This is a genomic window from Paenarthrobacter sp. 10L420 (assembly GCF_056395385.1).
On record NZ_JBFTJK010000001.1, the window covers coordinates 348,287 to 361,383 of the forward strand.

At 61.6% G+C, this 13,097-nt stretch carries 12 protein-coding genes; 9 read left to right on the top strand and 3 right to left on the bottom strand.

Annotated features, from left to right (window positions below; translation table 11 throughout):
* The first annotated feature begins 22 nt into the window (after nt 1-22).
* On the top strand, nt 23-1,480 hold the full coding sequence (locus AC1DD5_RS01600) for a glycoside hydrolase family 32 protein (RefSeq protein ID WP_477520421.1): 1,458 nt from the start codon (nt 23-25) through the stop codon (nt 1,478-1,480).
* Nucleotides 1,481-1,517: 37 nt separating this feature from the next.
* Here the strand turns inward: AC1DD5_RS01600 and AC1DD5_RS01605 are convergent, their stop codons facing one another.
* Nucleotides 1,518-2,498, bottom strand: a complete 981-nt coding sequence (locus tag AC1DD5_RS01605; RefSeq protein WP_477520422.1) for an aldo/keto reductase — start codon at nt 2,496-2,498, stop codon at nt 1,518-1,520.
* A 157-nt stretch (nt 2,499-2,655) separates the two neighbouring features.
* Here AC1DD5_RS01605 and AC1DD5_RS01610 point away from each other — a divergent pair, with 157 nt between their 5' ends.
* Nucleotides 2,656-3,531, top strand: coding sequence for a helix-turn-helix domain-containing protein (locus AC1DD5_RS01610; RefSeq protein ID WP_442016512.1), 876 nt, complete (start codon nt 2,656-2,658; stop codon nt 3,529-3,531).
* A gap of 111 nt (nt 3,532-3,642) precedes the next feature.
* Here the strand turns inward: AC1DD5_RS01610 and AC1DD5_RS01615 are convergent, their stop codons facing one another.
* Nucleotides 3,643-4,704 (bottom strand): LacI family DNA-binding transcriptional regulator, encoded by a 1,062-nt coding sequence (locus AC1DD5_RS01615; protein ID WP_477520423.1) that lies wholly within the window; start codon nt 4,702-4,704, stop codon nt 3,643-3,645.
* A gap of 98 nt (nt 4,705-4,802) precedes the next feature.
* Between AC1DD5_RS01615 and AC1DD5_RS01620 the strand changes: the two genes are divergently transcribed.
* Entirely contained in the window at nt 4,803-5,144 is a 342-nt protein-coding gene (locus tag AC1DD5_RS01620; protein WP_477520424.1) for a DUF5655 domain-containing protein, read from the top strand.
* An 18-nt stretch (nt 5,145-5,162) separates the two neighbouring features.
* Here AC1DD5_RS01620 and AC1DD5_RS01625 read toward each other — a convergent pair whose 3' ends face one another.
* Complete coding sequence (locus AC1DD5_RS01625; protein ID WP_477520425.1) at nt 5,163-5,783, bottom strand: DUF2510 domain-containing protein; 621 nt, start codon at nt 5,781-5,783, stop codon at nt 5,163-5,165.
* A gap of 103 nt (nt 5,784-5,886) precedes the next feature.
* On the opposite strand from AC1DD5_RS01625, the gene AC1DD5_RS01630 reads away from it, so the two are divergent.
* The 6 genes from AC1DD5_RS01630 (at nt 5,887) to AC1DD5_RS01655 (ending at nt 13,045) form a co-directional block, all read left to right on the top strand.
* The gene (locus tag AC1DD5_RS01630) at nt 5,887-6,495 is read left to right on the top strand and encodes a hypothetical protein (protein WP_477520426.1); all 609 of its coding nucleotides are present in this window, start codon (nt 5,887-5,889) and stop codon (nt 6,493-6,495) included.
* 102 nt (nt 6,496-6,597) lie between these two features.
* The gene (locus AC1DD5_RS01635) at nt 6,598-7,680 is read left to right on the top strand and encodes a LacI family DNA-binding transcriptional regulator (protein ID WP_442016507.1); all 1,083 of its coding nucleotides are present in this window, start codon (nt 6,598-6,600) and stop codon (nt 7,678-7,680) included.
* A gap of 166 nt (nt 7,681-7,846) precedes the next feature.
* Nucleotides 7,847-9,142, top strand: a complete 1,296-nt coding sequence (locus tag AC1DD5_RS01640) for a sugar ABC transporter substrate-binding protein (RefSeq protein ID WP_477520427.1) — start codon at nt 7,847-7,849, stop codon at nt 9,140-9,142.
* A 2-nt stretch (nt 9,143-9,144) separates the two neighbouring features.
* Nucleotides 9,145-10,104: a carbohydrate ABC transporter permease gene (locus tag AC1DD5_RS01645; RefSeq protein ID WP_442016505.1), complete on the top strand. Its 960-nt coding sequence runs from the start codon at nt 9,145-9,147 to the stop codon at nt 10,102-10,104.
* 12 nt (nt 10,105-10,116) lie between these two features.
* Complete coding sequence (locus AC1DD5_RS01650; RefSeq protein ID WP_442016504.1) at nt 10,117-11,013, top strand: carbohydrate ABC transporter permease; 897 nt, start codon at nt 10,117-10,119, stop codon at nt 11,011-11,013.
* 49 nt (nt 11,014-11,062) lie between these two features.
* Nucleotides 11,063-13,045: a discoidin domain-containing protein gene (locus AC1DD5_RS01655; RefSeq protein WP_442016503.1), complete on the top strand. Its 1,983-nt coding sequence runs from the start codon at nt 11,063-11,065 to the stop codon at nt 13,043-13,045.
* Nucleotides 13,046-13,097 lie beyond the last annotated feature (52 nt).

Sequence of the window (13,097 nt, forward strand, 5' to 3'; positions counted from 1 at the left end):
ACTCTGATTGAAAGGGTTCCAATTGATGGACCTTGCAGTTTCTGATTCCCTGTTGTCTGCTTCGACGCACCCGGATCCGGCTTTCCCCCGCTTCCACCCGCGCCCGGCCCAAGGCTGGATCAACGATCCCAACGGCATCAGCTACATCAACGGCCGGTACCACGTCTTCTTCCAGTACAACCCCTCGTCTGCGCGGCACTCACAGATCCAGTGGGGACATGTGAGTTCTGCGGATTTGGTCCATTGGGAAGAACACCCTGTTGGGCTTTCGCCCCAGCCGGGCGGTCCCGATTCCGCGGGCTGCTGGACGGGTGTGGTGACCTCTGATGGTGGGGTGCCCACCGCTTGCTATTCGGGTGTCCAGGACCACGGCGGCCATTCCCAGGTGGTGATTGCCCGTGGTTCTTCCGACTTGGTGACTTGGGAGCAGACGGGCCACCTCGCCGCGTCCATGCCCTCCGATCCTCTGGTCACAGCCGTGCGCGATCCGTTCATCTTCCACTTCAACGGTGCTCGATACGCCATCCAGGGAGCGGGTCTATCCGATGGGCGCGCCGCTTTGCTGCTGTACACAGTTGAGTCCCTTGACGACTGGAAGTACCAAGGGATTTGGCTGACCTCTGCTGATCCCGTCGCTGCAGTTCATACGCCGGCGGAGATTTGGGAGTGCCCGCAGCTGGTGCAGGTGCCTTCTTCCTCCGGGGCCGCTGCGTGGGTAATGATGTTCTCGCTCTGGCTCTCCGGCGACGACCACGAGCACGCCAACGGGGTTGGGCATCTGATCGGTTCCCTGGCTTCGGATCCTGTCTCCGGGTTGCCTGTGTTTGTGGCGTCCTCCGGTGGGAAATCGGATCTCGGGCGCGACTTCTATGCACCGCAGATTGTGCAGCTTTCTTATGGTTCCTCTGCTTCTTCGCCTGCTGCGTTGTTGTGGGGGTGGGCTAACGAAGGTCCGGGTCGGGATGGTCGCCGGGGCCGCACCGAGGAAGAAATCGACGACGCCGGATGGTCGGGTGTGCTGACCCATCCTCGCGTTCTGTCCGTGGTTGACGGGGCACTGGCTGTTTCCCCGGCGCCCGAGGTGTTGGCTTACAGGGGTGCTGCTGTTGTTGAGGGGGCTGCCCTTGCTGCGGATGCTGCGGGCTCGGTGGTGGTTCCCGCGTTTGCCGAGGTGCTCGTGACGGGTGGTGCTGAGTCTTCCGGTGGAGTGCCTTCTGGTGCTGAGTCTTCCGGCGTTGTGGAGCTGGTGCTCGTTTCGGCTTCAGATGGCTCGGGGGACAACCGGCAAGTGGTCTACTCGGGTTCATTGGCTCCAGGGGAGGAGCTCCGGATCTTCATCGACGCTTCCCTCGTGGAGGTCTACCGCACGGGTTCCGTGGCGACGACGCTTCGCGCCTACCCGGCGCCTGGCGAGGAGTGGCAGCTCACCCTGCCCGCCGGCGCAACTGCCAACGCGTGGGAGTTGACCCTCCCCGAGTAGGCGGCAGGCCGACGTCGTGCGTTGGGGGGGTCAGGATTCAGCTGTCGATCGAGGCCATGTTGGCTTCGTCATGGCGTTCGCCCGCGGCTGGTTGGAGCGAGTTCAGCCGCTCCACTTGATGGTCCGTGAGTTTGATGCCAGCGGCGGCCGTGTTTTCCTCGACCCGTGAAACACGACGGGTTCCGGGGATCGGGGCGATGTCGTCGCCTCGCGTCAGTAGCCAGGCGAGGGCAGTTTGTGCTGGCGTGGCTCCGATCTCGGCACCGATTGCCTTCACTTCCTCGACGATCGCGAGGTTCCGGCGGAAGTTCGCGCCCATGAAGCGTGGGTTGGTCTTGCGCCAGTCGTCGTCGGCGAAGTCATCCACCGAGCGGATCTGACCGGTCAGCAGGCCGTGACCAAGCGGTGAGTAGGGGACGAAGCCAATGCCGAGCTCACGCAGCAGTGGCAAGATCTCCTCCTCCACGTCTCGGGTCCACAGCGAGTACTCCGTCTGCAATGCAGTGACCGGCTGGACAGCGTGTGCCGTGCGGATGGTCTCCGGCGAGGCTTCTGATAGCCCGAAGTGCAGAACTTTGCCCTCGGCGATCAGGTCCGCAACAGCGCCTGCAGTTTCTTCGATCGGCGTAGTCTTGTCGACGCGGTGCTGGTAGTAGAGGTCAATGTGATCTGTTCCGAGGCGCTTGAGGGAGCCTTCCACCGCGGCTTTCACATTGGCTGCACTGCTGTCCGTGACTCCAGGGCCGCCGTCGACGTGGGATACCAAGCCGAACTTCGTCGCGATCTTGACCTGGTCGCGACGTCCCTTGATCGCCTGGCCGACGATCTCCTCGCTCAGGAATGGCCCGTAGATCTCGGCCGTGTCGATGTGGGTGACCCCGAGATCAAGAGCGCGATGGATGGTGCGGATCGACTCCGCGTTATCCAGCGAGCCTTCGCTGGTGTAGATGCCAGCCATCGTCATGGCCCCCAGCCCGATGGCGGAGACTTCCAGGCCTCCGAGGCGTGCGGTTTTCATAGTATTTGTGGTCCTTTTGTTGTGTGGGCTGGCTCGTTGTCGTCCCGTTGACGTGATAGATCCAGTAAAGGAGTACGCGCGAACCGGAGGCAGACCCGCTTTATAGGGTTAATAAGCGGGCCCCCCTACGGGGAAGCCGCTGACGTACATTTGGAGCATGACCACCGCCGCCAACATTCGCGAATTCCTCATTTCGCGCCGGTCGCGGCTGACCCCGGCGGAAGCGGGATTGCCGGACTTCGGAGGTCGTCGTCGTGTGCCCGGGCTTCGCCGCGAAGAAGTCGCGCTGCTCGCCGGGATGAGCGTTGAGTATTACGTGCGGCTGGAACGGGGCAACGCATCAGGGATATCCGACGCGATCCTTGACGGGATCAGTCGTGCGCTTAAGCTCGACGACGCCGAGCACGCCCACTTGTATGATCTGGTTCGTGCCGCGAACAGGGGTGCGAGGACGCCGCAACGAAAGCCCGCGTCCCGAACCCATCAGATCCGCCCGGGCACCCGGCAGCTACTGGACGCGATGACATTCCCTGCAATCATCCAGAATGGCCGGATGGACGTCCTCGCGAGCAACGCCCTGGGGCGCGCTCTGTTCTCCGAAATGTATGCGGAACCCACCGAGCCGGTGAACTTCGCGCGTTTCCTCTTCCTGAATCCCCGAGCCAAGCTGGCCTACCGCGAGTGGAACGATTCGTCGGAGCAAGTTGTCGCCCTGCTCCGCGCTGAATCAGGTCGCGTTCCGTCCGATCGTGCCCTCCGGAACCTCATTGAAGAACTCATCAACGGCAGCAGCGAGTTCGCTGCGCTTTGGGAAGCCCACGACGTGCGGATACACCTGGCCGGCAAGAAGCTCTTCCACCACCCGGACGTGGGCGACCTGGATCTCAGCTACGAGGCCATGCAACTGATGACCGATCCGGGCCTCCAATTAGTCGGTTTCACAGCCGAACCCGGCTCCGCCACTGACCACGCTCTCCGTCTGCTCGGGAGCCTGGTTGCGCGGCACCCCGAGGAGATCGGGCTCGAGAGATAGAAGGCACGTCCGGCGTGGATGGATCGACGTGGGAAACCCGCTATATCGTTGTTGCCCAACAACTGAATAGCGGGTCAGCAACGGGGTTTTCCAGAGAATCGGTGGACGTGGTCAGCGCGTTGGCGCCGGGCCGGTTGATTCCCGGATAACCAGTCGGCAGGAGACCATTGTTTCCACACTCGTGTCCGTGGTGCCTTCTGTGCCGGCGGGTACGCCCTCGATCCTGTCCAGAAGTGTGGTCATGGCCGCGCGGCCGATCTCACGCAGCGGCAGGGCCATGGTGGTGAGGGCGGGGACCATGGTGTCGGCGATGCGTGATTCGTCGTCGTAACCCATCACCGAGAGATCCGCCGGGATGTTCAGGCCTAAACGGGCGGCAGCCAGGGCAACACCGATTGCCAGGCGGTCATTCGCGCACATGATGGCCGTGGGCCGCTCGGCCGGGGACACGCCGTCGAGCAGTTTCATGGCGCCGTGGAAACCGGCGTCGATATCCCAGCCCGCCATGGTGATCCTGTCCGCGCGAACCGACAGGCCGGCCGCGGCAAAGGCGTCGCGGTAGCCCTCGACGCGTAGGGGAGCGGCCGGGGATTCCTCAGCGCCAGCGAGCAAGGCGATGTCCCGATGACCCAACTTCAGCAGGTGCTCGGTAGCGTCCCTGCCTCCGGTGACTTCGTCCGGGATGACGTGATGAAGTTGAGGTTTGGAGCTGCTGTCGTAGCAATTGGCCAGGACTGACGGGACGCGCAGCATGCCAGAGGGCACGTCGAGGGGTTTCAAACCCACGGTCACGTACATGAGCCCGTCCACTTGGCGGTCCAGGAGGGTTTCGATTGCGCTCGCATCCCGGGCGGTGTCGCGCTCGGTGTCCATGACGACGGTGACGAACCCCCTGCTGCGGGCGACGTCGTCCGCGCCACCGATGATGTTGCCGTCGAAGGGGCTGACCACAACTTCGTCGGACAGTATGCCGATTACTCGGGAACGCTGATTCCGCAGGCTGAGCGCGATCGCGTTGGGGGAGTAGTTGAGTTCCTGTGCGGCCAGACGGATCCGGTCCTGGCTCTCCTTGGCCACGTTGCCGTCGCCGCGGCCATTGAGCACCAGCGAGACCGCGCTTCTGGACACTCCCGCCCTTTTGGCGACGTCCAGTGCAGTGGCCTTGCGGTTCATCGGGAGGTCCTTCCATCCGTCATTTGTCAGCAGTCTACCTAACGCGTGTGAGGACTGGTGCCGTCCCGGTTCAGGGAAGCGACACTTATGCTGGCAGCATGGCACGCACCGCTAAAGAGCGCATTGAAACCGACCCTGCTTCATCCGGCATTTTCCAGGCACTCATGGATTCACTCTCCGGGTTGGAAGGCTGGGAATTACAGGAGAACGCCTCATCCTTCCACGTCACACATGGGCGCGCGTTTCTGGGGATCCATCCTCGTCGTGGCGGCATTCTGGTCAACATAGTTCTCGAGAGCGAGATCGAGTCAGACCGTGTTCACCGGGCTGAGCGCGTATCCAGTAACCGGTGGCACAACGAGGTCATATTGAAGGACGTCACTGAAATCGACGCGGAGTTCCTGAGCTGGGTTCGTGCGGCGTATGCGCTTACTGCCTAAAACGTTGTTGCCAGGACATCAGGCGTTTATCGAGTAACCGAACTGGGAGTACAGCGATTGCATCATGTTGGCCATCTTGAAGCCGGCCACGATGAGGGACAACACCACCATGCCAATGAGCCCCCACACCGGCCCCATCCCACGGCCGGGAGCCACCTTCCGGACAATCACGGTGCGGCCAATGACGTACACGGCGGGGCTCAGGAAGCACCATGCCCAGTGGAAGGGACGGACGACGCCGGAACGCGCCAGCCGCCGATAGTCCAAGTAAGCCATCAGGACAGATACGCCATAAACAACGAGCCCTGACGCTTGGAGCAGGAAGTAGCCCGGCGTGTACATCGACATCGGGTCGAGGGTGGTGACCCCCTGCCTCGTGGTGATGGTTCGGAATTCGGGCTGCCAGGTAAGCACCAGCAGGAGCGATACCAGCGGCAGCAGCACCAAGGCCCAAATGAAGGGGTTAAGCACAGGCGTTTGGTTGCTGATCAGGACCCGCTGGAGCGGCATGAACTGCTGGCTGGCTGGTGCCAAATGCGGTGTCCACTGAACACCGTCCCACCAGCGCATCTGCTGCGGGAAGGAAGGATCCGGGTACCAGCCGGCGGGCGTCGTGGAGCCGTTGGGTGCGTGCGTCATATTTCCCCTGAATTGAGTCGTGAATCAGAGGATAGCGCGGTTCCACGATTCCGTTCGGATGGCAACCCTGCCTTTAGCTGTCGTGGCGGTGTAAGCATGGAACATGACGTTCTTCGACGATCTTCCAGAGCCACCCCAACGTCCGCGCCAACCCCAGCCACTCCGCCCCGGCTGGTCCGGTCCGCCGTCGGACGAGCTGCCTGGCGTGGTTCACATCGGCGAGTTCGTTCACAACAGCCGGCAGATGGTAATGGCGCTGAAGCTGGTGGAGGTGTATTCCACAGGATGTGTTTTGGACCTCGTGTGGTCGGTTCGCCGTGGCGACGAGTCGGACAGGGAGTGGCGGGACGTCATGGATCGGTCCTTTAACCATCCGCGTTCAAGCATCGATATCGGGACAGGTTTACAGGTCGGTGTCGCTTTCCCCGATGGTCGCAAGGCAGTAGCAGCCGTCCACGGGACGTCGATGTACGAAGGGACGGACGACGTCACCGGTCCCGTGCTGACTACGCTGGGTGGCGGTGGCGGTAGCAGTAATGATGAGGTCGTTCAGTCCACGGCGCACTACTGGTTGTGGCCCTTGCCGCTCGACGGCGATACGCAACTGGTGGCTCGGTGGGATGAGCTGGGTATGCCGGAAAGTTCCCTTACCTTGTCCGGTGAGCAGTTGAGCGATGCACTGGGCAAGATACGGAAATACTGGACGGAGTAAGAGTCGAGGGATCTGCGACCGACATGCCACGTGGTGTTGACGAGATCCGCTTCCGCTTTCGCCTCTATTGTTAAGCGCATAGTCTGCGTATCTAGGGGAGTGGTGGCAGTGGTCAAAGGACCCACAGTTTACGACGTTGCGGAACGGGCGGGGGTTTCGATTGCCACGGTGTCGTTTGCTTTCAGCCAGCCTCACAGGGTCAAGGATTCGACGAGGAATTCTGTCCTGGATGCTGCTCGGGCTCTCGGGTATGTGCCCAGCGCCAGCGCCCGCGGCCTTGCCAAGGGTCGAACGGGTGCCCTTGGGCTCTTTGCGTTCGACTTCCTCAATTTCCTGCCCGATGCCGAGGGTATGAAGAAGGACCGCGCCGCTGCTGTGGTGGCGCCTAATGATAATTGCCGCTTGTTTCCTGTCTGGGTTGACGAAGTCCAACGAGGCGTCCAGCTGGAGAGTTTTAGCCGGGGCTATGCACTGATGATCGGCGGCGGCAACAAGGCCAGCAGCGAGCGGGCGGTGACTGACATTGCGGGGCGCGTGGACGGCCTGATCATTTTTCCGCGCACCATACCCGCAGAAATGACACGACGCATTTCAGCCCGCATTCCCGTTCTTGAACTCTCTGAACCATCCCACGATGACGGGCTTCACCGTGTGACGGTGGACAACTCTTCGGGCGTGCGGCAGCTGATGGAACACCTGCTGGGAGTTCACGGGTTTCGGAGGTTGATGTTCGTCAGCATCCCCAACGTAGAGACGGAGGCACGGTACGAGGCTTTTAGCGCTGCCATGGATGCCCACGGCTTGGATGTTCTCCCCGTGTTGGAAAGCAGGCCCGGAGCCAGTGCTGTGACTGCCGAGTTGATCGCGGACCTCCGGAGCTCCGGTTCCCTTCCCGAGGCTTTCGTGTGCGCCAACGATGAAGAAGCATTGGTGGTCATGGAGACACTTAAGGCTGCCGGCGTCGCCGTGCCGGCTGAGGTTGCTGTAACAGGTTTTGACGGTGTCGTCGCCGGGCGCCTGGTCAGCCCTACCTTGACTACGGTCCGCCAGCCCATGGAACTGATGGGCCGCACAGCAGTGGAGATCCTGGTGGATGCCATCTCCAGGCCCGATTCCCCACTGGTCGAGAGGCAGCTGCCGGTGCATCTCGTGGTTCGCGAAAGCTGCGGCTGCCCGAAAACGTAATCCCGCACGGAGTTTCTTCCGAAACTGTTGTCAAAGTCACAGTAATGCGCTTAGATTGAGTACATCCACCGATCTAAGCGCATTGAATCCCTTCTTTACTGGAGTCTAAGCGCATAAATCCGGTCTACATCTGGCGCTTTCAGGCGTCCGACTGAAGGGAACAATGATGATCCAAACCACTGCGGACACGCGCGTCCGAATGAGGAAAATCGCGGTGCTTGGCCTTGCCGCCGGGCTTTTGCTGACCGGCTGCGGACGCGATAACCCGGCTTCCAGCGGCACGGAGACCGGGAAGGCAATCGCGAGCGGTGCCGCCACCGGCACGATCAATTTATGGGCGCAGGGAGGCGAAGCGAAGTTGCTGCCTGAGCTGATGAAGGATTTCGAGGCTGAGAACCCCGGAGTGAAGGTAAACGTTACGGCCATCCCCTGGGATGCGGCCCACAACAAGTACCAGACGGCAATCGCCGGTGGAACAACTCCGGATCTTGCCCAGATGGGTACCACCTGGATGACCGATTTCAGTGATGCCTTCGATCCCAAGCCGGCCGAGCTTGATACGTCCGGGTTCTTCCCCAGCTCCGTCAAATCCACGGAGGTCGGCGGCGCTACCCTGGGCGTGCCGTGGTTCGTCGACACGCGGGTCCTGTATTACCGCAAGGACTTGGCTGCACAGGCCGGCTACCCGGAATTCCCTCAGACGTGGGACGGCCTGACTGCCATGGCGAAGGCCTTGAAGTCGCAGGATGGCGTGAAGTACCCACTTCAACTGCCGGTATCCGGTGCTGATTCCTTCCAGTCCATGCTTCCGTTCCTGTGGTCCAACGGTGCACAGTTCATCAGCGCGGACAACTCAAAGTGGACGTTCGACACCCCTGAGATTGTGGACGCGCTGAAGTACTACCAGAGCTTCTTCACCGACGAGCTTGCCAACAAGAACCCGGCAACCGGGGCGGGCGCCGGCGAAGCTGCCTTTGTCAACGGCGAAGCCCCGGTAATGATCATAGGACCCTCCGGCCTCGCGCAGCTCAATGCGGCCGGCGGTCCGGGCTTTGAAGACAAGTACATGGTGGCGCCCTTCCCCAAGAAGGTCAGCGGGACATCATTCATCGGCGGATCAGACATGGTGGTCTTCAAGGACGCCAAGAACCGGGACGGTGCCTGGAAGCTTGCACAGTGGCTGGCCAAGCCGGAAGTCCAGATCAAGTGGCACAAGGCATCGGGAAGCCTCCCGGCCCTGCAAAGCGCTTGGAAGGATCCCGCATTGGCTGATGACAAGAAGCTGGCCGTTTTCGGTGAACAGTTGAAGGACACCAACTTCCCTCCCACCATCTCCACCTGGACCCAGGTTTCCGCGGCGGCCGACACGCAGCTTGAACAGATCGTAAAGGCCGGCAAGGATCCCGCAGCGGCGATGAAGGACCTCCAGGCCGCGGCCGATTCAATCGGAACCGGGAAGTAACCATGACCGCCGCAACGGCCACGGGGCAGACCGGCCGGACCCCGTCCGCTGGCCTGCCCCGGACGCCGGAATACCGTAGTCCAGCCTCCAGACGCCGCAGGAAAACACTGGTCGCCTGGCTGTTCGCCCTGCCATTCGTCCTCATATTCGGTGTCTTCATGCTGATGCCGCTGCTGTCTTCATTCGTGATGTCCTTCACGGACTTCACCAGCAAGGACGTCAGGAACCCCTTCAGCGTCGGCTTCGTCGGCCTGGACCAATTCGCTGAGTTGTTCTCCAATCAGCAGTTCCTTCACTCGCTGCTCAACACGGGCTACTTCGTCGTCGTCGGAATCCCGTTGACCATGGCGGCGGGCCTGGCCCTGGCTGTGGCACTGAACAACGGCATTACACGGTTCCGCAGCGCCTTCAGGGTGGGCTTCTACACACCGGTGGTGACCAGCATCGTCGCCATCGCCGTCGTATGGCGGTTCATCCTGCAACCGGACGGGCTACTGAACCTCGTGCTGGGCTGGGTGGGCATCGCCGGGCCGGATTGGCTGAACAGCACCGAATGGTCCATGCCTGCGATGATCCTGATGGCGGTATGGCGGAACATGGGCACCCTGATGATCATCTTCCTGGCGGGGCTGCAGAACGTCCCCACCGAGATTCTTGAAGCGGCACAAGTGGACGGCGCCAACGCCTGGCAGAGATTCGCCAGGGTAACACTCCCTATCCTGCGCCCCACCCTGCTGCTGGGCGCCGTCCTGCTCTCGGTCGGGTTCCTGCAGTTCTTTGAGGAGCCTTTCGTGATGACCAAGGGTGGTCCCTTGGACTCCACGCTCTCGGTGAGCTACTTCACCTTCAACCAGTTCGGGTTCGGTAAGTATGGACTGGCCTCTGCCGCCAGCTACGTGCTGTTCATAGCCATTGCGCTGCTGAGCCTGATCCAATTCCGTACCCTCCGCTCCAAAGACTGAAGCGAGTAGACGATGACCAATACAAAAACCGCTCCTGCAGCGCCGGCCCGCCCGGCGCCCCGCAGGGCCGTCACGACGCGCAGGCAGCAGCCCGGCATCGGGAAACAGCCGTGGGTATACGGCGGGCTGATTCTTGCCGGAGCCGCAACCATATTGCCGTTTGTTTGGATGCTGTTGGGATCCTTCAAAACCCAGGGGGAACTCCTTCGCAGACCCGTCACATGGTGGCCCCAGGACCCCACCTTGGACAACTACGTGCGCTGGTTCACCGATCTGCACATAGACCGCTTCTTCATGAACAGCCTCATCGTTGCGGTCGTCACGGTCCTGGGAAATCTTCTGTTCTGTTCAATGGTGGGCTACGCCCTGGCCAAGATGGACTTCGCGGGAAAGAAGGTCCTGTTCCTGCTGGTGATGGTGACCCTCATGGTTCCGGGCGTTGTGACCTTCGTGCCCTTGTTTGTCATGGTCAGCAAGCTGGGCTTGGTCAACACCTACCCGGCGTTGATCCTGCCTTTCCTGGTCTCACCCCTGGGCGTTTTTCTTATGCGGCAGTTCATGATGGGGATCCCGGATTCGCTGATCGAGGCGGCAAGGATCGACGGGGCCGGTGAATTGCGGACCTTCACCAGGATCGTTATGCCGCTTTGCGGACCGCCGCTGGCCACATTGGGGATCCTTACCTTCCTCGGATCATGGAATAACTTCCTCTGGCCCCTGGTCGCTGCCCAGAGCGAGGACAAGTACACGCTGCCCGTCGCGTTGTCCCTGTTCTCGACCGGTGAAAGCGCGACAGATTACGGGCTGCTGCTGGCTGGCTCGGTGCTGGTCATCGCCCCCATCGTGGTGCTTTTCATTTGCCTGCAGCGATTCTTCATCCAAGGCGTAGCCGCGACCGGCATCAAATGAGCCCTTCACAGTCCTCCCGATACCCTCACTCACATCCAAGGAAGCAGCTATGACCATCCCCGCTGAATTGTGTAGGCCAAGCCGTGAAAAGCGCGCCCCGGGCGCAATGGCCAAATTTCGACGTCGGTCAGCAGCGGCGGTTGCCGCTACCGCGATCCTGGCCGCGTCCTCCGTTGGCAGCCCAGCAGTGGCAAAGGAGGAGCCACCGCAGGCGCGCGTGTGGCTCACCTCGGTGGACCAGTCGAAGCTCCTGGACGAGCAGGCGCCGGTACCATTCGGGTCCGCTGCCTCATCACTTCCGACGATCGTGATCGATCCCGAAACGACTTACCAGACCATGGACGGCTTTGGCGCCTCCATAACAGACTCCTCGGCCGCCGTGATCTCCGGGCTCAGTCCAGCCCAGCGGGAAGCGACCATGCGCAAGCTCTTCGACCCCCAAGCCGGGATCGGCGTTAGTTTCCTCCGCCAACCCGTGGGCTCCTCGGACTTCACGGCGGCGGCTGCGCATTACACCTACGACGACGTGCCTCTGGGTGAGACCGACTTCCCCATGGACAAGTTCAGCATCAAACACGACGAGGCGCAGATCCTGCCTCTTCTGCGCCAAGCCAAAAAACTGAACCCCGCCCTCAAGATCGTCGCAACCCCATGGAGCCCTCCGGCATGGATGAAAACTGGCGAGTCTCTCAACGGCGGGACTCTCAAAGCCGGCCAGCCCTACGCCGACGCTTACGCCAAATACCTCACCAAGTTCGTTACGGCATACGCGGACGCGGGCGTACCGATCGACTATCTGACCGTGCAGAACGAACCCCAGTTCCGGAAGCCGGATGGCTATCCCGGCACGGACATGCCGGTCGCTGACGAAGCCAGGGTGATCTCTGCCCTTGGGCCCATGCTCAAACGGGAGAGCCCTGCCACCAAGATCCTCGGCTACGACCACAACTGGGCTACACACCCGGATGACGTCGCCAACACACCCGCAGGCCAGGACCCGGAAACCGACTACGCCTCCCAACTGCTGTCAAGCAAGGCATCCAAATGGATCGCCGGGACTGCCTTCCACTGCTACTACGGAGACCCCAGCGCCCAGACGGAGCTGCACAACCAGTTTCCCAACAAGGACATCTGGTTCACCGAATGCTCCGGTTCGCACGGCGTCGATGACCCGCCAGCAAAGTTCTTCCGCGACACCCTCACTTGGCACGCCCGCACTGTGACTTTGGGCGTCACGCGTAACTGGGCCAAAACCGCAGTGAACTGGAACATTGCCCTGGACGAAAATGGCGGCCCGCACTTGGGTGGATGCAATACCTGCACCGGGCTGGTCACATCACATCCAGACGGAACCGTGACGACGAACGCCGAGTATTACACCATCGGTCACCTGTCGAAGTTCGTGAAGCCCGGCGCCGTAAGGATCGCCAGTACCTCGTTTGGCACGGCAGGGTGGAACGGTCAGATCATGGACGCCGCATTCCGAAACCCCGACGGCTCCACCGCCCTCGTAGTGCACAACGAAAACGACGAACCCCGCTCGTTCGCCGTATCGGTGGGCTCCCGCTCATTCGAATACACCCTGCCTGGAGGCGCATTGGCGACCTTCACCTGGCCGGCTTCCAAGGCACTCGAGGACGACCACGCACCGGTAGACATCACAGGCGCGACGGCGACCGCGACAAGTTCTGCAACGGACGCGCCCTTGGCCATCGACGGGGACGCTTCCACCCGCTGGTCAAGTGGCCAGGCGCAGTCGGCAGGCCAGAACCTCACCATCGACCTGGGCAAGGTAAAGAAGTTCAGCCGCGTCGCGGTGGACTCCGGAGGCAACCTCGGAGACTACGCCCGCAACTGGCGCCTCGAGACCTCGACCGATGGCACGAACTGGGCCCTCAAAGCAAGTGGGGCTGGCACGGCACAGCTAACGAACATCGACATTTCAGCGACCAACGCCCGCTATATACGCATCTCTTCCACAGGCGACTCCGGCAACTGGTGGAGCATCGCTGACGTGCGCCTGTACAGCTGAATTTCAGGGACCACCCTCACCGCGCTTGGTGGCAAGAGATCCCCTCTTGCCA